This window comes from Bradyrhizobium sp. WBAH42 (assembly GCF_024585265.1).
Taxonomy (GTDB): Bacteria; Pseudomonadota; Alphaproteobacteria; order Rhizobiales; family Xanthobacteraceae; genus Bradyrhizobium.
The window spans coordinates 4,622,304-4,639,469 of record NZ_CP036533.1 but is presented as its reverse complement, the minus strand read 5'-3'; the positions used below and the strand labels follow the sequence as shown (position 1 = coordinate 4,639,469).

The window sequence follows — 17,166 nt, the reverse complement described above, 5'->3', positions numbered from 1 at the left end:
ACGTCTCGGAATACGGGATCGCCCGGTCAAGCCGGGCGATGACACCGAGCGGGAGGCGCGAGCGTGCCACCAGCGTCATTGCGACGGAGACTGCGGCACGCCTGTGCGCTAACACTGCGCCCGCCGGCTCCAAGACAGGAATCCCCGATGAAACTTCCCACCTCCCCCTTCACCGTCACCGACTGGAGCAAGGTCGAGCCGACCACGCATCCCGGCGAACGCGGAGAGGCCAAGTGGCGCACGCTCAACATCGGCGAGCTCCGGGTGCGGATGGTGGAGTACTCGCCGGGCTATCTGGCCGATCATTGGTGCGATCGCGGCCACGTGCTGTACGTGCTGCAGGGCGAGCTCGATAGCGAGCTGCGCGACGGGCGCAAATTCAAGCTCACCGCGGGGATGAGCTACCAGGTGTCGGATTTCGGCGACGCCGCGCACCGGTCCTCGACGGCCACGGGGGCGACGCTTTTCATTGTCGACTAACACGCGAGGGCGCGGTTAATTTGCACCGCAAAATAGCAAAGTCGCGTGAGGTGCCGAGCCGCGGGTGGTGCCTTGAAGTGGCCCCAAATTCTCGCTATATTGTGATCATCGATACTTGGCCGAACGACTGGGCCGCTTCGCTTCGTTGCTGACGGGCGCGCACGCTTCAGATGAATTCTCCAAACATCGACTCATCAGGGACTATGGGCGCAACGCTGCGTACCGGTCTGCGTGCGTACTCAACCTAACTAACTAAAGGAAATTCCCATGGCTATGGGCACCGTGAAGTGGTTCAACACCCAAAAGGGTTATGGTTTCATCCAGCCGGATGACGGCCAGAAGGACGTGTTCGTTCACATCAGCGCCGTCGAGCGCGCTGGCCTCTCTTCCCTCAACGAGGGTCAGAAGGTCTCGTTCGACATCGTCGCCGACCGCCGCAGCGGCAAGTCGTCGGCTGACAATCTCCGCGTCGGCTAACGCTGGCGCAGCGTTCTGACCACGGACGTACCGGCAGAACGTTAGAACGCGAAAGCCCCGCGACCGGGATCGGTCTGCGGGGCTTTTGTTTGCCCCGGTCATTCCGGGGCTCGCGAAGCGAGAGCCCGGAATCCATTGAGCCGCAGACCCTGCCGCCCGATGGATTCCGGGCTCGCCCTGCGGGCGCCCCGGAATGACGGGGAGAGAAATCAGCCCGATTTCTTCAGCACCGAAACGAAAAACCCATCCGTCCCGGTGCGCCGCGGCGTCATCAGCCAGCCCTCGGCGGACTGCAGCGCGGCCTCGCCAAAAGCGTCCGCCTGGTTCCAGAGCACGCTCGCGGTCTGCTCGGGCGGGACGACCGTGAACTCGGAATGGCGGCCGACGAAAGCCCTCACCTGATCGCCGTTCTCGTCCGCCAGCACCGAGCAGGTGATGTAGGCGATGCGGCCGCCCGGCTTGACCAGCGGAACCGCACGCTCCAGCACCTCGGCCTGGTCGCGCAGGCGGATCTCGAGCGCGCCGGGGCGCATCCGCCATTTGGCATCGGGGTTGCGGCGCCAAGTGCCAGTTCCCGTGCAGGGCGCGTCGATCACGACGAGGTCGGCGGAGCCGCGGATGTCGGCAAGCGGATCGGCCTCGCCCTTGGGCGTGCGGACATCGGCATTGTGGACGCCGGCGCGCGACAGCCGCTCATGGATCGGGGCGAGCTGGCGCTTGTCGCGGTCGGTCGCGATCAGCCGGCCCTTGCCCTGCATCAGGGCGGCGAGCGCCAGCGTCTTGCCGCCGGCGCCGGCGCAGAGATCGATCACCTGCTCGCCGGGTTTTGCCGCGGTGAGCTGGGCGGCAAGCTGCGATCCCTCATCCTGCACTTCAATGGCGCCCTTGATGAAATCCTCTTCCGCCTGGATGCCGGGGTTGCGCGCATCGGCGGAAAGCTCGATGCGCAGGCCGGTTGCGGACCAGGGCGTCGGTTTTGCATGAAGATGAGAAAGCGCCTTCAGCACCTTGTCGCGATTGGATTTTAGCGTGTTGACGCGCAAGTCCAGCGGCGCCCGGCTCGCCATCGCCGCGGCTTCCGCCGGGCGGGTCTCCCCGAACACCTTGGCAAGGTACGGGTCGAGCCATTCCGGGTAGTCGCCGGCGATCGCGGCCGGCGCGCCTTCGAGCGACCGCGAGGCGAGTGCAGCCTGCTCGGCCTCGGTCAACGGCGCCGGCGCAAAGCGGCTGCCGTCGAACAAGGCGCCCATGGTTGCCATGTCCATGTTGCGCTCGAGGCGGAGCATGCCGATCAGCCGGGCCCGCGCGGTATCGGAATCCATCAGCCAGGCGCTCGAGGCGTAGCGCCGCAGCACGTCCCAGACGAGGCCGGCGATGGCGGCGCGGTCGCCCGAGCCGGCGAAGCGGTGCGCGGTGCCCCACTCCTTCAGCGCCTTCGCCGCGGGCACGCGGTCCCTCTCGATGGTGTCGATCACTTCGATGGCTGCGGACAGCCGGGCAGCGGGGGTCATTTCAAATCTTTCAGATGGGATCCGGCGCGTCAGGCTCAGATCAGCAACAAGAGCTTCAGCGCGAAGTAGATCCACATCGCGAGCAACACCAGCACGCCGGCGAGCCAGACCGTGGAGCGGCGGCCGAGATCGTTGGAGGAGACGAACACGCCGGCATGGGCAAAGCGCGTCACCACGAACACCCAGGACATCAGCACGATGAAGAGGTCGGCCCGGCGCAAGGGCAATGCCAGCGCGATCAAGACGTAGAACAGCACCGGCAGCTCGAACTGGTTGCGGTAGCAATTGGCGATTTGTGTGGCGCCCTTCGGCCAGTTCGGCTCGCCCAGGGCAATGTCGCGGATCTTGGTCTCGCCGGCGACAAGGGCCTTGCGGCGCGCCAGGACCATGCCGATCAGTAGCGCGAAGGTGAGAGCGATCTGCACGAAGACCGGCAGCAAGACCATTTGAACGGACATCGGAACTTTCCCGAACTGAGGCGCGAACGGCGGCTCGCGCAAACAACCGCTACACGGTGCGGTCGAATTCGACAACGTTCGCTTTCGTCAGGCGGAACAATTGCGCTGGTCGCGCCGTCGCCTTGCTGAGGGACCCCGTGACCGGCTCGATCATCCTGAGCTCGTCGATTTTGCGGCGAAAGGCGCTGTCGTTGAGGGAGCGGCCGAGCGCGGCCTCATAAGCGCGCCGCAGCGCCGGCAGCGTGAATTCCGGCGGCAACAGGAAGGCCGGCAGTGACGAATAGGCCGCGCGGCGCCGGCACCGCTGCATCGCGCCGGCCACGATCGCATCGTGGTCGAACGGCAGCCCCTTCGCTTCGGCAACCGGCAGCATCCTCAGCGAGGCATCGCCCCGCGCGGCGAAATCCTGGTGCGGCAACAGCGCATAATAGGCGACCGACGCCGACCAGCCGCGCGGATCGCGGCTTCCGCCGGAAAACGTCTTCAACTGCTCGAGCACACGGATCGAAAGGCCGGCCTTGCCCCGCAGCACGCGCGCCGCAGCGGCCTGCGTGGACGGATCTTCCTCGGGGTGAACATAGCCGCCGATCAGCGCGAGCTGCCCGGCATGCGGCGCCTTTTCGCGCGCCTGGAGCACGACGTGGATGCGGTCGTCATGCAGGGTGAGAAGCACGACGTCGACAGTAAGGATCGGACGGATCAGCTCGGCGGCCATAAGCCCATGCTATCTCATACAAATAGCAAATTGCAAATAACAAGTTGCAAATAGAACCGCGGGGAGCTCAAGCTTGAACGAGGCGATGGCAATCATCGTCTGAGACAGTGAGGCAAAGAGAGAGGCCAACATGATCGTCGTCTGGCGTGTCGTGAACCGTTGCAACCTCGCCTGCGGGTTCTGCGCGTATGACAAGCGGCTCGGCTTTCCGCGCAGCCAGGCTGCGCCGGCGGACGTCCTCCGCTTCGCCGCGGTGCTGGCCGAGCATCAGGCGCAGACCGGCGACCGTGTGCTCCTGAGCTGGCTCGGCGGCGAGCCGCCGCGCTGGCAGCCGTTGCAGGCGCTGACCCACGCCGTACGCGGGCTCGGCCTCGAGGTGAGTGCGACCACCAACGGCACTACCCTCGGCAGCCCGGCCCTGCGCCAGCATCTGTGCGAGACCTACAAGGAGTTGACCATCAGCGTCGACGGCTTTGCCGCCTTCCATGATCCCTCGCGCGGCTGGGCCGGCGGCTTCGAGAAGCTGCGCCGCTGGGTCCCTCGGCTCAACACCGAGGCACGCGTACGCGGCTCGAAGCTGACGCTGCGCGCCAATGTCGTGCTGATGCACCAGAACGTCGGTCGCTTCGCCGCCCTGTGCGAAGAGCTCGCCGGTTGGGGCATCGTCGAGATCACCTACAACCAGCTCGGCGGCCGCGACCGCCCGGAATTCTACCCGCAGCACCGCCTCACCCGCGCCGACGTCGACGCGCTGGAGCAGGCGCTGCCGGCGATCCGCAAAAGCCTCGCAGCACGCGGCGTCGTGCTGGTCGGCGGGGAGCAATATCTGGCGCGGATCCGGGCGAGCACGCTGGGCGAGCGGATGCCGGTGGCCGATTGCGACCCCGGCGAGAGCTTCCTCTTCATCGACGAGAAGGGCCGGGTCTCGCCCTGCAGCTTCACGACGGAAGACTACGGCATCGATATCGGCAGCCTGCGCAACGCCGCCGATCTCGCCGCCCTGCCCGGCCGATTCCGCCTGTTGCAACAGGCCGCGCGTTCGCGGCAATGCGACGACTGCCTCAGCACGCAGGTGTGCGGCAAGTTCAACGCCGCGAGCCGCCGCCCGACCCCAGTGTTGGCTGCCGCGGAATAGCGTTTCAGATACCGCCGGCACGCAGCGGCGCCGGAATCTCGCGGGATTGCTGCCGTCGCCAGCGAGCGACTTGAACCGGCGTTCCCGCTCTTGCGACCAACCACAGATTGTTAAAGCGATTTCGGCCCCATTTCGGGCCCGAGGCGAGATACCGCCATGACGACCTTGTCCGGCCTCTTCACCGAATCCGCCGATGGCCAGCTCGGCATCCTGATGTCGGCCCTATCAGGGATCGCGGCAGCCCTAGCGGTCGCACTGGCCATGACGGTCTACTTCCGCCTGAGTTATCGGACCTGGCGCGACGTCGCCCGGCATGGGCTGGCTGCCTTGGCCGCGGTCGCCCTGTTCGCCTTCGCCGCCTACGACATGCGCCACGCTGCGCTTGCCTATCTCGGCCTCAATCCCTCCAAGCCTGCCGTCGAGTTCGAGATCCGCATGCCCCGGGAGATGCTGACGGCGGTGAGCGACAGCCAGATCGAGCTGCACACCGATCGCAATCAGACGCTGGCGCTGGTCGACGGCGTGCGCGATCTCGCGGACGGCCGGGCGGTGCTGCGCGGCGCAGTGGTGCTCAACCACCGCACGGCCGATCGCGTTCTGGTCGTGAACTTGTCCGGCAAGGGCATCTTCGAGTTCCGCCTCCGCCTGCCGGCCGAGCCGCATCGTTCCGTCGAGTTCGGCCCCTGGCACCTCGCCGACCGCATCGCCGCCCCGCTCGCCGGCGCGGTCGCCCCGCAGGACGGCTACACCATCCGCTACCGCGTGCTTTAAACTTTGTTCGGTGCGATCCATGCCCGGCCCGTCATCGTTCCGACGCGCGGCGACCGGTAGGATGATCGCATGTCCGAATTTCGTCTCACGCAGATTTCCGACACTCATCTCGGCCGGCGTTTCCCCGGCCTGATCGCCAACTTCCATCGCATCAGCGAGCACATCGACGCCGGCAGGCCGGATCTCGTCGTCAACACCGGCGACGTCTCGTTCGACGGGCCGACCAGCCGCGACGACGTCGAATTCGCCAAAGGCCTGCACGACGCGCTGCCCGTCACCTGCCGCTATCTCCCCGGCAATCACGACATCGGCGACAATCCGACCGCGATCGGGCCGGCGCCGAAGCCGCCGGTCAGCGAGACGCAGCGCCGGCAGTTCTGCGACATCATCGGCGAAGACCATTGGTCGTTCGAAGCCGCGGGCTGGCGCTTCATCGGCCTCAATTCGCTGGTGATGAATTCGGGCCTCGCCTTCGAGGCCGAGCAGTTCGACTGGCTGTCTCAGGAAATCTCGCGCACGAACGGCAGGCCGGTCGCGCTGTTCCTGCACAAGCCGCTGTTTCTCAACCTGCCCGACGATGCCGAGACGCCGGAGACGTCGATCCGCTACGTGCCGCAGCCAGCGCGGGCGCGGCTGATCGAGTTGTTCGGCAATGTCGACCTGCGTCTTGTCGCCAGCGGCCACGTGCACCAGCGCCGCGACTTCACCTTTCGCCATACACGCCACGTCTGGGCGCCTTCAGCGGGTTTCGTCATCAACGATCAGCGCCAGGACCGGATCGCGATCAAGGAAGTCGGCCTCGTCGAATACCGCTTCCAGCCCGACAGTCTGGAGGTCCGTCACGTCAGGGCCGCCGGCCAGGTCGATGTCGACATCGAGGAGCTGCTCATCCAGATGGGCGGCGAGCATTAGCCTACTCCAGGGGCAAGCGCACCTTACCTTGATACCTCATTGCATCGAATTTGGCCTCAGATTGGCTAAAATCCGCTAATGACAACGTTGTCATATGGCCGTATCGTTTCCTGGCAGCGGTCGAGGGCCGCTGAGGGAGCGATGATGCAGTTCTTGTCCCGGTGGGAGAACCAACGCCTTTCGGCGACCGTGCGGGGCATTCCCATGGTCGATGGCGTTGCCACTGCGGACATCGGCAACCAGCGCTGGTCGCCTGCACACGGCGATCTCGCCCTGCCCGTCCTCACCCTGGATGAAGCCGCCTTCGCGGCCAACCGCGATCTCTTCCTAAAATGGTGCGCGAGTTCAGGCGTTGCCGTCGCGCCCCACGCCAAGACGCCGATGTCGCCGGAGCTCGCCCGCTCGCTGCGCGCCGCCGGCGCCTGGGGCACGACGGTTGCCAACGTCCAGCAGGCCGCCGTGCTGCTCGCGAGCGGCGAGCGACGCCTGCTGCTGGCCAACGAGATCGGCGGGCTCGCCGCCGGTCGGCGGCTCGGCGCGCTGCTCGGCGCCTATCCCGACGTCGAATTTCACGCCTTCGCGGATTCACCGGCTGCGGTGGCAGCTCTCGCCGAGGCCGCGCGGATCGCGGGACGCAGTGAATTATCGGTGCTGGTCGAACTCGGCGCCGACCGCACCGGCGCGCGCGACCGCGCCGCGGTCGAGGCAACGATCGCAGCCGTGCTCGCCGCCGACCGGCTCGTGCTCGGCGGCGTCGCCACTTACGAAGGCGCCGCTGCAACGTCCGATACCGACGAGACGATGCGCGCCATCGCGGTGCTGCTGGAGCGCACCATCGAGACATTTGCGTTGGTGCGCGCGGCCGCCCCGAAGCGGCCGTTGATCCTGAGTGCCGGCGGCTCGGCCTATTTCGATATCGTCGCGCGAGCACTTGCGCCCGCGGCTCAGGCCGACGGCAACGCCAGTGTGATCCTGCGCTCGGGCGCACTGTGCTTCGCCGATCACGGCATCTATGCGCGCGCCTTCGCGGAAGTCGACCGGCGCGGCGGCCTCCTCATCGAAGGCCTGCACCACTCGGCCGTGGAGAGCTTTCGGCCCACGCTGACGCTCTGGGCCGAGGTGCTGTCGCGGCCCGAAGACGGACTTGCGATCGCCGGCTTCGGCATGCGCGATGCCTCCTTCGACCAGGGACTGCCCGTGCCGTTGCGCGTGTTCCGGGACGGAGTCGAGCAGCAAGGCCTTGCCGCGGCGCTCGCGGTGACCCGCCTCAACGACCAGCACGCGTTCCTCTCGGTCGCATCCGAAGCTGCGCTTGCGGTCGGCGACATCATCGCCTTCGGCATCTCGCATCCCTGCACCTGCCTCGACCGCTGGCGCGTGATCTTCGGCCTCGATGCCGACGGCGTCGTGGCGCGCGCCCTCCCCACCCAGTTCGGCTGAGAGCGGCGCGATGAACTTCCTGCCGCTCTGGCGCTATCAGAACCAGCTCATCGACGGCGCCATCGTCACGCTGGAGCTGACGGTGATCTCGGCGTTCGCCGGGCTCGTGATCGGCATCGCCGGCGCGGTCGCGCTGAAGGGTCGGATCACGTCGCTGCGCTGGCTGGTGCGCGGTTACATCGAGCTGTTCCGCAACACGCCCTCGCTGATCCAGATCTTCATCGTCTTCTTCGTGCTGCCGAACTTCGGCCTGAAGCTGCCCGCCTTCGAGGCCGCGGCCGTCGCGCTGTCACTCTATTTCGGCGCTTATTCCGTCGAGATCATCCGCGCCGGTCTCGATTCCATTCCGCGCAGCCAGGTCGAGGCCGGCCAGTGCTTGGGGTTGTCGGGCTGGCAGGTGTTTCGCCACATCATCCTGCCGCCGGCGCTGCGCAATGCTTATCCCGCCGTGACCAGCCAGTTCGTGCTTTTGCTGCTCGGCACCTCGCTCGCTTCGCAGGTCGCCACGGATGAGCTGTTCCACGTCGCCGGCTTCATCGAGAGCCGTACCTATCGCAGCTTCGAGGTCTATGCCGTGATCTGCACGGTCTATTTCGCGATGGCGATGTCGTTCAAGGCGCTGTTCACCGTGATCGGTCTGGCGGCCTTCCGCTGGCCGCGGCGGCGCTGAGGGACGACGCGATGCGATCCTTCTCCCTCATCGACTTCGTTTCGCTGTTCGCGGCGCTGCGCTGGACCGTCGCCCTCGTCGTGCTCGCGCTTGCCTTCGGTGCGCCACTGGCGCTCGGGCTTGCGCTCGGCCGCATCAGCCGGTTCGCGAGCCTGCGCTGGGCGATGGCGGCGTGCATCCAGGTGATCCAGAGCGTGCCGCTGCTCGGCCTGTTGTTCTTCTTCTATTTCGGCATGCCGGTTTTCCTCGGCATCCAGGTGCCGGCGCTGATCGCCGTGACGGTCGCCTACACGCTCTACACCGCCGCCTTCCTCGGCGAGATCTGGCGCGGTGGCCTGGAGGCCGTGAAGCAGGCGCAATGGGAGGCCGGCGCCTGTCTCGGCCTCTCCGCCTGGCAGCAATTCCGCCACATCATCGCGCCGCAGGCGCTGCGGCTATCGCTGCCGCCGACCGTCGGCTTCCTGGTGCAGCTGATCAAGGGCACTTCGCTCGCCTCGATTCTCGGCTTCGTCGAGCTCGCCCGCGCCGGTCAGGTGGTGAGCGCGGCGACGTTCCAGCCGCTGCTCACCTACGCCCTGGTCGCCGCGATCTATTTCGCGCTGTGCCTGCCGCTCACGCTCTGGTCCCGCTCCCTGGAGGCCCGCCTCGATGGCTCTCGTTGAAATCCGCGACGTGCGCAAGACATTCGGCAAGGTCGAGGTGCTCAAGGGCGTCTCGCTCGAGGTCGAAGAAGGCGAGATCGTCACCATCATCGGCCGCTCCGGCTCGGGCAAGTCGACGCTGCTCCGCTGCATCAACGCGCTGGAGAGCGTCGATTCCGGCGAGATCCGGGTCGAGGGCCAGAAGGTCCACGCCAAAATGCCTGAGCTAAAGAAATTCCGTCAGCGCGTCGGCATCGTGTTCCAGGCCTTCAATTTGTTTCCGCATCTGAAGGTCGAGCGCAACATCACGCTCGCTCCGCTGCTCACCGGCCGCATCGAGAAGACGAAAGCGCGGGCCTTGGCCGAGGACGTGCTGACCCGCGTCGGGCTCGCCGACAAGATCGACGCCTGGCCCGAGCAGCTCTCCGGCGGCCAGCAGCAGCGCGTCGCGATCGCCCGCTGTCTCGCCATGGTGCCTCATCTCATGCTGTTCGACGAAGTGACCTCGGCGCTCGACCCCGAGCTCGTCGGCGAAGTCCTGAAAGTGATTGAAGCGATGGCGGAACAGGGCATGACCATGATCCTGGTCACCCACGAGATGGGCTTTGCCCGCAACGTCGCCGACCGCATCGTCTTCATGCATCAGGGCCGCGTCTGGGAACAGGGCCCACCGGCAAAACTGTTCGTCAGTCCTGAGACACCCGAGCTCGCAAGCTTCATCGCATCTGCCAAGTGAAAACCGTCCCCTTCAAGGAGAGAGCCATGAGAAAATTGAAGTCCCTCTTCACCATCGCAGCCGCGGCGCTTGCCGTTCTCGCCGCGCCGAACGTCGCCAACGCCGACAAGCTCCAGGACGTGCTCGGCGCCGGCAAGATTCGCGTCGGCATTCTCACTGATGCCGCGCCGTGGGGCTTCAAGGACGACAAGGGCGAGATTGCCGGCCTCGATGCCGATCTTGCAAAACTGATCGCCGCCGACATGGGCGTGAAGCTCGAACTGGTGCCGGTGACGGGTGCCGCGCGCATCCCGAGCCTGCTCTCGGACAAGCTCGACATTTTGATCGCCGGTCTCGGCGCCACGCCCGAGCGCGCCCAGCAGGTGATGTTCTCGCAGCCCTATGCGGTAGTGAATCTCGGCGTTTATGGCGCCAAGTCGCTCCCCTCCGCCACCGGCAAGAAGCCCGACAATCTGGAGGGCCGCACGGTAGCCGTCGCCAAAGGTACGACGCTCGACGTCTGGCTCACCGACAACGCGCCGAAGGTGAAGCTGGTGCGCTTCGAGGACACTCCGGCTGCGATTGCGGCCTATCTCGCCGGACAGGCCGACACGTTCGCGGAGAACAGCGCCATTGCGCTGAAGGTGCAGGACCAGAACCCGACCAAGGAGGTCGAGCTGAAATTCCTGATCCGCCAGTCGCCGGCCCATGTCGGCGTCCGCCAGGGCGAGCAGAACCTGCTCAACTGGATCAACACCGACATCTTCTTCAACAAGCTCAACGGCAAGCTCGGCGCACTTCAGCTGAAATGGTTCAAGGAAGAGCAGTCGTTGCCGACGCTGTGAATTTTGGACGGGCTCTCGCATCATGTGAGAGCCCACCTTTACGAGGAGAATTGAGATGATCAAACGTTACGTCGTGGGATCGCGCATGAGCCAGGCCGTCGCCGCCGGCGGCATGGTGCACATCGCAGGCCAGGTCGCCGATGACCGCAAGGCCGGCATCGTGTCGCAGACGGAGCAGGTGCTCGGCAAGATCGACGCGCTGCTCAAGGAGGCCGGCTCCGACCGCTCCAAGCTGATCGCGGTCAACGTCTTCCTGCCGCATATCACCGACTTCGACACCATGAACTCGGTCTATGACGCCTGGATCGATCCGGCCAATCCGCCGGCGCGCGCCTGCGTCGAAGCCCGCCTCGCCGATCCCGATTTGCGCGTCGAGATGACCGCGGTCGCCTTGCTCTAAGCCGCCGCCTTTCTTTCAACCTTCGGCCGGCGCCGGCGACGGCGCGGCCACGAGGCCTCCCATGCATACCGGACTGTTTCACGAGATCGATTTCGAGAAGGACCAGAAATGGTCCGGCCATCTCGGCATTCCCTTCTCGATCGATCGCTCCCCCTACTATCAGCTCAAGATCCCGATCTTCCGGATCAAGAACGGCGCCGGACCGAAGCTGCTCCTGATGGCCGGCAATCACGGCGACGAATATGAGGGCGAGATCACGCTGACGCGGCTGTATCGCCGGCTCGATGCGAGCGCCATCAAGGGCGAGATCACCATCCTGCCCTTCGCCAATTGGCCCGCCGTGATGGCGGCACGGCGCCGCTCGCCGCTCGATGAAGGCAATCTCAACCGCGCCTTCCCGGGCGATGCCGCGGGCACGCCGACCTTCCGCCTGGCGCATTTCCTCGAGCACGAGCTGTTTCCGCGCCACGACGTCGTCTTCGACATCCACTCCGGCGGCACGTCGATGGCGCACGTGCCCTGCGCGTTGATCGAGCGGCAGGGACCGCCAGAAATGTTCGGCCACGCGCTGCGCCTGATGGAAGGGCTCGGGATGCCCTTCGCCTTCGTCGCCGAGAACGGCGCCACGGCGCCGACCTCGATGGCGGCGGCCGCGCGCGCCGGCGCGATCGGGCTCTCCGGTGAATTCGGCGGCGGCGGCACTGTCACGCCGCAGACCATGGCGTTCACCGCGCGCGCGGTCGATCGGCTGCTGCTCGCGCTCGGCCTCGTCCAGGCGCCCGTGCTCGGGCCGCATGCGCCGGTCGAGCGCGCGACCGAACTGCTGGCCCTGCAGAACCATGCCCAGGCCGTGTTCGCGACGCGCCGTGGCTGGTTCGAGCCCGCTGTCACCGTCGGTGCGCGCGTGAAGGCGGGCGACATCGCCGGCTGGTATCACGACTTCGAGCGCCCCGAGCTTGCCGAAGAGGTGCTGCGCTTCCCCGCCGACGGCATCGTGATCTCGCAGCGCCTGCACACCGACAGCCAGAGCGGCGACTGCCTGGTGCAGGTCGGCCGCGCCTTGAAGCGTGAGGAAGTTTTGGGACGGTGAGCTTCGGCCGCATGCTCATTGCACCTCTCCCGCTTGCGGGAGAGGTCGGATCGCGAAAGCGATCCGGGTGAGGGCTTTCTCCTCTTGGGGATTTCGTCCGTAACCTTGGACGATCCCGACGTGGAGACACCCTCTCCCCAACCCTCCCCCGCAAGCGGGGGAGGGAGCGCAGTGCCAATGCGGTTGCAGTACGATCTGATCTCATGATGCTCTAACCTGACGTCTCTTCAGGAATTCGATGACCGATCCGGCCAAGCCGAGCTATGACGACGTCGTGCGCATTCCGGCGCCGCCCGGCCGCAGCAATGCGACCGGACGGCCGCCGCGCATCGAGGAAGTCGCAGAACGCGCCGGCGTCGCGCCGATCACGGTGTCGCGGGTGCTGCGCCACCCCGAGAAGGTCAATCGCAAGACCCGCGAGCGAATCCTCGAGGTGATCGAGGCGACCGGCTATGCCTCCAACCCGCATGCCCGCGCGCTCCGCTCGGGCCGGTCCAACGTGGTCGTCGCCTTCGTCTCCAACATCCTCAGCCAGCAGTTTGGCCTTGCGGTGCGCAGCTTTGCCGCGACGCTCGAGCCGGAGGGTTTTGAGGTGCTGGTCGGCCAGACCTCCTACTCCTATGCCAAGGAGGTCGCGATGATCCAGTCGCTGCGCGGCATCCGCCCCGCGGCGGTGATGTTCACCGGCGTCATCGAGCTCGAGGAGAACCGCACGGCGCTGGCCGAGCTCGGCATTCCCGTGATCGAGACCTGGGCGTTCCCGCGCGATCCCATCGACATGCTGGTCGGCCTGCCCAATGCGGATGCCGGCGCGATGGCGGCGCGCCGGCTGGCGCAGGCGGGACATCGCCGCATCGCCTTCATCGGCCGCAGCAGCGGCCGCGGCGCACTCCGCCGCGACGGCTTTCGCGCCGCCGCCGCACAGCTCGGCCTCACGATCGTTCACGAAATCCTCGTTGGAGAGGTGACGGGGCTGGTCGACGGCCGTGCCGCCTTCACCGCCCTGCTCGAGCGCAGCGGCGACGTCGACGCCGTGTTCTGCGCCAACGACCTGCTCGCGACCGGTGCGCTGATCGAGGCTCGCGCCCGCGGCCTGTCGGTGCCGCGCGATCTGGCCGTCCTCGGCTTCGGTGACAACGACGTCGCCGATCAAATCATGCCCGGCCTTACGACCATCTCATTCGACGCGGCGGCCGTGGGACGTCTCGCGGGCGAACTGCTTTTGGCGCGGCTCTCAGGCACGCCGCGCGCCGAGCAGCGGCTCGCGGTCGATCTGTTCCTGGTCGAGCGCGGCAGCGTCTGAGCGTTGCGGCTTACGCGACGCTCTTGAGATCCTGCTGGATGGCAGCGAGCAGCGATTGCAGCGCGGCGCTGTTCACCGGCTTGGCCGCGGTGCCGACCGGCTGAACAGAGGCGGGCTGCGCAGCTTTCACCGGGCGCTTCGGGAATGGCGGTGGAGCAGGCCTTGCGGCCGGCGTGAATTCGCCCTCGTCCTCGGCGTGAACGAACTTGCCATGGATGACGTCGTCGCGACGGCCCATGATGAACATGGTCGCCCAATAGCTGGCGGCCAGGAGGATTACGCAGAAAATACCAATCTCTAACATCGCAGCACCTAAAATATGCGCGATGATTCAATGCCTTCCTCCGGCCGTCAATGAACAGGCGGTCACACCTGCGGCTTTTGCGGGCAGGTGTGACCATTTGGTGACTCTTTCTTAACTATCCCCACCCGGCGTGTGGCCGCGGGGCCACGTGAGTCCCATTCCCTGTCGCGCTAGGCCTTGTCCGGCCCGACCCGGACCAGCTGCTTGCCGAAATTGGCCCCCTTCAGCAGGCCCATGAAGGCGCCGGGCGCACTCTCCAGGCCCTCGGTGACGAACTCCTTGTACTTGACCTTGCCCTCGCGAACCCAGGCCGACATGTCGCGCAGGAAGTCGCCATGGCGGGCGGCAAAGTCCGACACGATGAAGCCGCGGAAGGTCAGCCGCTTGGTCAGCGTCGCGAACATCAGGCGGGCGGCCCATTTCGGCGGCTTGGCCTCGGTGTCGTTGTAGTGCGCGATCAGGCCGCAAACGGGCACGCGCGCAAACGGGTTGAGCAGCGGGAACACCGCCTCGAACACGGCACCGCCGACATTCTCGAAATAGACGTCGATACCCCCAGGGCAGGCGTCCTTCAACTTGGCGGCGAGATCGGGATCGCGGTGATCGATGCAGGCATCGAAGCCGAGCTCCTTCACCACGTAGTCGCACTTGTCCTTGCCGCCGGCGATGCCGACCGCGCGTGCGCCCTTGATCTTGGCGATCTGCCCCACCGCCGAGCCGACCGCGCCGGACGCACCGGCGACGACGACGGTCTCGCCCGGCTGCGGCTTGCCGATATCGAGCAGGCCCGTATAGGCGGTCATGCCGGGCATGCCGAGCACCCCGATCGACGTCGAGATCGGACCGAGCTTGGGATCCACCTTGATCAGGCCCTTGCCGTTCGAGATCGCGTGCGACTGCCAGCCGGTGCGCGCGCGGACGATGTCGCCGACCGCGAAATCGGAATTGTTGGAGGCCACGACCTCGCTGACCGCCTCGCCTTCCATCACGCCGCCGACCGGCACCGGCGCGGCATAAGACGGAGCATCGTTCATACGCCCGCGCATATAGGGATCGAGCGAAAGCCAGATCGTGCGCAGCAGGACTTCGCCCTGCCCTGGCGTCGGCACGGCGAATTCCTCCAGGCGAAAATCAGACGGCTTGGGTTCGCCGACGGGACGCGCGGCGAGAACGATGCGTTTGGCTTGGGCCATTGGCTTCCTCCACTTTTCTGTCCTTGCGAGCGAAGCGAAGCAATCCAGCCGCGTCAATACAAAAGGACTGGATTGCTTCGCGGAGCCTGTCATCGGGCCGCGCTTCGCGCGGACCCGTTGGCTCGCAATGACGAGCTTTTGGCACGCGCACGCCACACAGGCGCTGTCATGCCCCGCGAAGGCGGGGCACCCAGTACTCCGAGACAATCGTTGTTGGACCGAGAAGCCGCGGCGTACTGGATCGCCCGCCCCTGTGCGCAAGTGCGCACTAGGCGGGCGATGACGCCGAGAATGGAACGACTAACCCCCGCCCGGATAATTCGGGCTCTCGCGCGTGATCGTGACGTCGTGGACGTGGCTTTCGCGCAGGCCGGCGCCGGTAATGCGGACGAACTGGGCCTTGTCGTGCAGCTCCTTCATGTCGCGCGCGCCGACATAGCCCATCGCGGCGCGCAGGCCGCCGGCGAGCTGGTGCATGACATTGCCGACCGGGCCCTTGTAGGGCACCTGGCCCTCGATGCCTTCAGGCACGAGCTTGAGCGTATCCTTGATGTCCTGCTGGAAGTAGCGGTCGGCCGATCCCCGCGCCATCGCGCCGACCGAGCCCATGCCGCGATAGGCCTTGTAGGAGCGGCCCTGCCACAGGAACACTTCGCCGGGCGTCTCATCGGTGCCGGCCAGCAGCGAGCCGACCATGGCGATGTCGGCGCCGGCCGCGAGCGCTTTCGCAAGGTCGCCGGAATATTTGATGCCGCCGTCGGCGATGACGGGGACATCGGCCTTCTTCGCCGCGTCGACCGCATCCATGATTGCGGTGAGCTGGGGAACGCCGACGCCGGCGACGATGCGGGTGGTGCAGATCGAGCCCGGGCCGATGCCGACCTTGATGCAATCCGCGCCCGCGTCGATCAGCGCCTGCGCGCCTTCCGTGGTGGCGACGTTGCCGGCGACGACCTGCACCGAATTGGACAGGCGCTTGATGCGGTTCACCGCCTGCAGCACGTGACGGGAATGACCGTGCGCAGTGTCGACGACGACGAGGTCGACGCCGGCATCGATCAGCCGCTCGGTGCGCTCGAAGCCGGTGTCGCCGACCGTGGTGGCGGCAGCGACGCGAAGGCGGCCCTGCCCATCCTTGCAGGCGAGCGGATGGGCGACCGCCTTCTCCATGTCCTTCACCGTGATGAGACCGACGCAGCGATATTGATCGTCGACCACCAGCAGCTTCTCGATGCGGTGCTGGTGCAGCATCCGCCGCGCCTCGTCCTGGCTGACATTCTCACGGACCGTGACGAGCCCTTCATGCGTCATCAGCTCGGAGACTTTTTGCCGGCGGTCGGTGGCAAAGCGCACGTCGCGGTTGGTGAGGATACCGACCAGCTTGCCGGGCGTGTTCTTGCCGGCGCCGGTGACGACGGGAATGCCGGAGATGCCGTGATCGCTCATCAGCTTGAGCGCATCGTCGAGCGTGGCGTCGGGGCTGATGGTGAGCGGGTTCACCACCATGCCGGACTCGTAGCGCTTGACCTGCCGCACCTGGGCGGCCTGCCCTTCGGGATCGAAATTGCGGTGGATGACGCCGAGGCCGCCGGCCTGCGCCATGGCGATCGCCATGCGGGCCTCGGTGACGGTGTCCATGGCCGAGGCCATGATCGGGATGTTGAGCGGGATGGCGCGGGTGACGCGGGAGCGGATGTCGACCTCGCCCGGCATGACGTCCGACAGGCCCGGCTTCAACAGCACGTCGTCGAACGTAAAGGCTTCGCGGATGCCCTGAAGTTGCACCGTGGCCATCTGCCAACTCCTTCCTGCGGCCTTGCCGCAAATGCTAATGGATGAGCGCCGCCCTCGGCGTCCCTTGCGGCAACGCCTTGAGAATCGGAGCCCATCGGTGGGGTTGACGCGGGTCGATAGCACGGCCGCGTGACGAATCAAAGCAATTCGGGCCGCTGGCCAGCCATGCACAGGCTTTTTTGGGCCGATTCAGCGGGGTCGGCTCCGTCCGCCGTCCCCTCCGGCGTCATTCCGGGGCGCGACGAAGTCGCGAACCCGGAATCCATCGCGCAGCAACGCTGTGGCCCAATAGATTCCGGGCTCGCGCCAAGG

19 protein-coding genes are annotated in these 17,166 nt (G+C 66.4%); 13 read left to right on the top strand and 6 right to left on the bottom strand.

From position 1 onward, the window contains the following. The first annotated feature begins 147 nt into the window (after nucleotides 1–147). Complete coding sequence (locus tag DCG74_RS21455) at nucleotides 148–480, top strand: DHCW motif cupin fold protein (RefSeq protein ID WP_172786379.1); 333 nt, start codon at nucleotides 148–150, stop codon at nucleotides 478–480. A gap of 267 nt (nucleotides 481–747) precedes the next feature. After that, on the top strand, nucleotides 748–957 hold the full coding sequence (locus DCG74_RS21450; RefSeq protein ID WP_008141931.1) for a cold-shock protein: 210 nt from the start codon (nucleotides 748–750) through the stop codon (nucleotides 955–957). Nucleotides 958–1,166: 209 nt separating this feature from the next. Here the strand turns inward: DCG74_RS21450 and DCG74_RS21445 are convergent, their stop codons facing one another. The 3 genes from DCG74_RS21445 to DCG74_RS21435 are packed head-to-tail and all read right to left on the bottom strand — an operon-like array spanning nucleotide 1,167 to nucleotide 3,641. Next, nucleotides 1,167–2,468 (bottom strand): RsmB/NOP family class I SAM-dependent RNA methyltransferase, encoded by a 1,302-nt coding sequence (locus DCG74_RS21445; protein WP_172786378.1) that lies wholly within the window; start codon nucleotides 2,466–2,468, stop codon nucleotides 1,167–1,169. A gap of 35 nt (nucleotides 2,469–2,503) precedes the next feature. Continuing rightward, nucleotides 2,504–2,926, bottom strand: a complete 423-nt coding sequence (locus DCG74_RS21440) for an MAPEG family protein (protein WP_172786377.1) — start codon at nucleotides 2,924–2,926, stop codon at nucleotides 2,504–2,506. A gap of 49 nt (nucleotides 2,927–2,975) precedes the next feature. Beyond that, nucleotides 2,976–3,641 carry an NUDIX domain-containing protein gene (locus DCG74_RS21435; RefSeq protein ID WP_172786376.1) on the bottom strand — a complete coding sequence of 222 codons (666 nt, stop codon included), beginning with the start codon at nucleotides 3,639–3,641 and terminating at the stop codon, nucleotides 2,976–2,978. Between the two features lie 130 nt (nucleotides 3,642–3,771). Between DCG74_RS21435 and DCG74_RS21430 the strand changes: the two genes are divergently transcribed. From DCG74_RS21430 to DCG74_RS21380, 11 genes are all read left to right on the top strand, one after another. Beyond that, the gene (locus tag DCG74_RS21430; protein ID WP_172786375.1) at nucleotides 3,772–4,776 is read left to right on the top strand and encodes a radical SAM protein; all 1,005 of its coding nucleotides are present in this window, start codon (nucleotides 3,772–3,774) and stop codon (nucleotides 4,774–4,776) included. Nucleotides 4,777–4,932: 156 nt separating this feature from the next. Next, a complete protein-coding gene (locus tag DCG74_RS21425) occupies nucleotides 4,933–5,547 on the top strand; it encodes an acriflavin resistance protein (protein WP_172786374.1) in 615 nt (204 codons plus the stop codon). Nucleotides 5,548–5,616: 69 nt separating this feature from the next. Next, entirely contained in the window at nucleotides 5,617–6,459 is an 843-nt protein-coding gene (locus DCG74_RS21420) for a metallophosphoesterase (protein WP_172786373.1), read from the top strand. 144 nt (nucleotides 6,460–6,603) lie between these two features. Beyond that, nucleotides 6,604–7,899 (top strand): alanine racemase, encoded by a 1,296-nt coding sequence (locus DCG74_RS21415; RefSeq protein ID WP_172786372.1) that lies wholly within the window; start codon nucleotides 6,604–6,606, stop codon nucleotides 7,897–7,899. Between the two features lie 10 nt (nucleotides 7,900–7,909). Then, nucleotides 7,910–8,569: an amino acid ABC transporter permease gene (locus DCG74_RS21410; protein WP_172786371.1), complete on the top strand. Its 660-nt coding sequence runs from the start codon at nucleotides 7,910–7,912 to the stop codon at nucleotides 8,567–8,569. A gap of 11 nt (nucleotides 8,570–8,580) precedes the next feature. Beyond that, entirely contained in the window at nucleotides 8,581–9,231 is a 651-nt protein-coding gene (locus DCG74_RS21405) for an amino acid ABC transporter permease (protein ID WP_172786370.1), read from the top strand. Then, the gene (locus tag DCG74_RS21400; RefSeq protein ID WP_172786369.1) at nucleotides 9,218–9,946 is read left to right on the top strand and encodes an amino acid ABC transporter ATP-binding protein; all 729 of its coding nucleotides are present in this window, start codon (nucleotides 9,218–9,220) and stop codon (nucleotides 9,944–9,946) included. The genes DCG74_RS21405 and DCG74_RS21400 overlap by 14 nt, the downstream gene beginning before the upstream one ends. Nucleotides 9,947–9,972: 26 nt before the next feature. Then, on the top strand, nucleotides 9,973–10,770 hold the full coding sequence (locus tag DCG74_RS21395) for a transporter substrate-binding domain-containing protein (protein ID WP_172786368.1): 798 nt from the start codon (nucleotides 9,973–9,975) through the stop codon (nucleotides 10,768–10,770). 55 nt (nucleotides 10,771–10,825) lie between these two features. Further along, complete coding sequence (locus DCG74_RS21390; protein WP_172786367.1) at nucleotides 10,826–11,170, top strand: RidA family protein; 345 nt, start codon at nucleotides 10,826–10,828, stop codon at nucleotides 11,168–11,170. 61 nt (nucleotides 11,171–11,231) lie between these two features. Then, complete coding sequence (locus DCG74_RS21385) at nucleotides 11,232–12,260, top strand: succinylglutamate desuccinylase/aspartoacylase family protein (protein WP_172786366.1); 1,029 nt, start codon at nucleotides 11,232–11,234, stop codon at nucleotides 12,258–12,260. A gap of 238 nt (nucleotides 12,261–12,498) precedes the next feature. Continuing rightward, on the top strand, nucleotides 12,499–13,563 hold the full coding sequence (locus DCG74_RS21380) for a LacI family DNA-binding transcriptional regulator (RefSeq protein ID WP_172786365.1): 1,065 nt from the start codon (nucleotides 12,499–12,501) through the stop codon (nucleotides 13,561–13,563). A 10-nt stretch (nucleotides 13,564–13,573) separates the two neighbouring features. Here the strand turns inward: DCG74_RS21380 and DCG74_RS21375 are convergent, their stop codons facing one another. The 3 genes from DCG74_RS21375 to guaB all read right to left on the bottom strand — a co-directional run bounded on the left by DCG74_RS21375 (nucleotide 13,574) and on the right by guaB (nucleotide 16,854). After that, nucleotides 13,574–13,867, bottom strand: a complete 294-nt coding sequence (locus DCG74_RS21375) for a hypothetical protein (protein WP_172786364.1) — start codon at nucleotides 13,865–13,867, stop codon at nucleotides 13,574–13,576. A gap of 170 nt (nucleotides 13,868–14,037) precedes the next feature. Beyond that, nucleotides 14,038–15,060 carry an NADP-dependent oxidoreductase gene (locus DCG74_RS21370; protein WP_172786363.1) on the bottom strand — a complete coding sequence of 341 codons (1,023 nt, stop codon included), beginning with the start codon at nucleotides 15,058–15,060 and terminating at the stop codon, nucleotides 14,038–14,040. A gap of 300 nt (nucleotides 15,061–15,360) precedes the next feature. Continuing rightward, nucleotides 15,361–16,854, bottom strand: a complete 1,494-nt coding sequence (guaB, locus tag DCG74_RS21365; RefSeq protein ID WP_172786362.1) for an IMP dehydrogenase — start codon at nucleotides 16,852–16,854, stop codon at nucleotides 15,361–15,363. Between the last annotated feature and the right edge of the window lie 312 nt (nucleotides 16,855–17,166).

Excerpts from the sequence above, each read along its gene's own strand:
- DCG74_RS21395 (WP_172786368.1), top strand. The coding sequence starts at position 9,973 with ATGAGAAAATTGAAGTCCCTCTTCACCATCGCAGCCGCGGCGCTTGCC.
- DCG74_RS21445 (WP_172786378.1), bottom strand. The coding sequence starts at position 2,468 with ATGACCCCCGCTGCCCGGCTGTCCGCAGCCATCGAAGTGATCGACACC.
- DCG74_RS21405 (WP_172786370.1), top strand. The coding sequence starts at position 8,581 with ATGCGATCCTTCTCCCTCATCGACTTCGTTTCGCTGTTCGCGGCGCTG.
- DCG74_RS21440 (WP_172786377.1), bottom strand. The coding sequence starts at position 2,926 with ATGTCCGTTCAAATGGTCTTGCTGCCGGTCTTCGTGCAGATCGCTCTC.
- DCG74_RS21450 (WP_008141931.1), top strand. The coding sequence starts at position 748 with ATGGCTATGGGCACCGTGAAGTGGTTCAACACCCAAAAGGGTTATGGT.
- DCG74_RS21425 (WP_172786374.1), top strand. The coding sequence starts at position 4,933 with ATGACGACCTTGTCCGGCCTCTTCACCGAATCCGCCGATGGCCAGCTC.
- DCG74_RS21410 (WP_172786371.1), top strand. The coding sequence starts at position 7,910 with ATGAACTTCCTGCCGCTCTGGCGCTATCAGAACCAGCTCATCGACGGC.
- DCG74_RS21380 (WP_172786365.1), top strand. The coding sequence starts at position 12,499 with ATGACCGATCCGGCCAAGCCGAGCTATGACGACGTCGTGCGCATTCCG.
- DCG74_RS21435 (WP_172786376.1), bottom strand. The coding sequence starts at position 3,641 with ATGGCCGCCGAGCTGATCCGTCCGATCCTTACTGTCGACGTCGTGCTT.
- DCG74_RS21455 (WP_172786379.1), top strand. The coding sequence starts at position 148 with ATGAAACTTCCCACCTCCCCCTTCACCGTCACCGACTGGAGCAAGGTC.
- DCG74_RS21420 (WP_172786373.1), top strand. The coding sequence starts at position 5,617 with ATGTCCGAATTTCGTCTCACGCAGATTTCCGACACTCATCTCGGCCGG.
- guaB (WP_172786362.1), bottom strand. The coding sequence starts at position 16,854 with ATGGCCACGGTGCAACTTCAGGGCATCCGCGAAGCCTTTACGTTCGAC.
- DCG74_RS21385 (WP_172786366.1), top strand. The coding sequence starts at position 11,232 with ATGCATACCGGACTGTTTCACGAGATCGATTTCGAGAAGGACCAGAAA.
- DCG74_RS21390 (WP_172786367.1), top strand. The coding sequence starts at position 10,826 with ATGATCAAACGTTACGTCGTGGGATCGCGCATGAGCCAGGCCGTCGCC.
- DCG74_RS21400 (WP_172786369.1), top strand. The coding sequence starts at position 9,218 with ATGGCTCTCGTTGAAATCCGCGACGTGCGCAAGACATTCGGCAAGGTC.
- DCG74_RS21375 (WP_172786364.1), bottom strand. The coding sequence starts at position 13,867 with ATGTTAGAGATTGGTATTTTCTGCGTAATCCTCCTGGCCGCCAGCTAT.
- DCG74_RS21370 (WP_172786363.1), bottom strand. The coding sequence starts at position 15,060 with ATGGCCCAAGCCAAACGCATCGTTCTCGCCGCGCGTCCCGTCGGCGAA.
- DCG74_RS21415 (WP_172786372.1), top strand. The coding sequence starts at position 6,604 with ATGCAGTTCTTGTCCCGGTGGGAGAACCAACGCCTTTCGGCGACCGTG.
- DCG74_RS21430 (WP_172786375.1), top strand. The coding sequence starts at position 3,772 with ATGATCGTCGTCTGGCGTGTCGTGAACCGTTGCAACCTCGCCTGCGGG.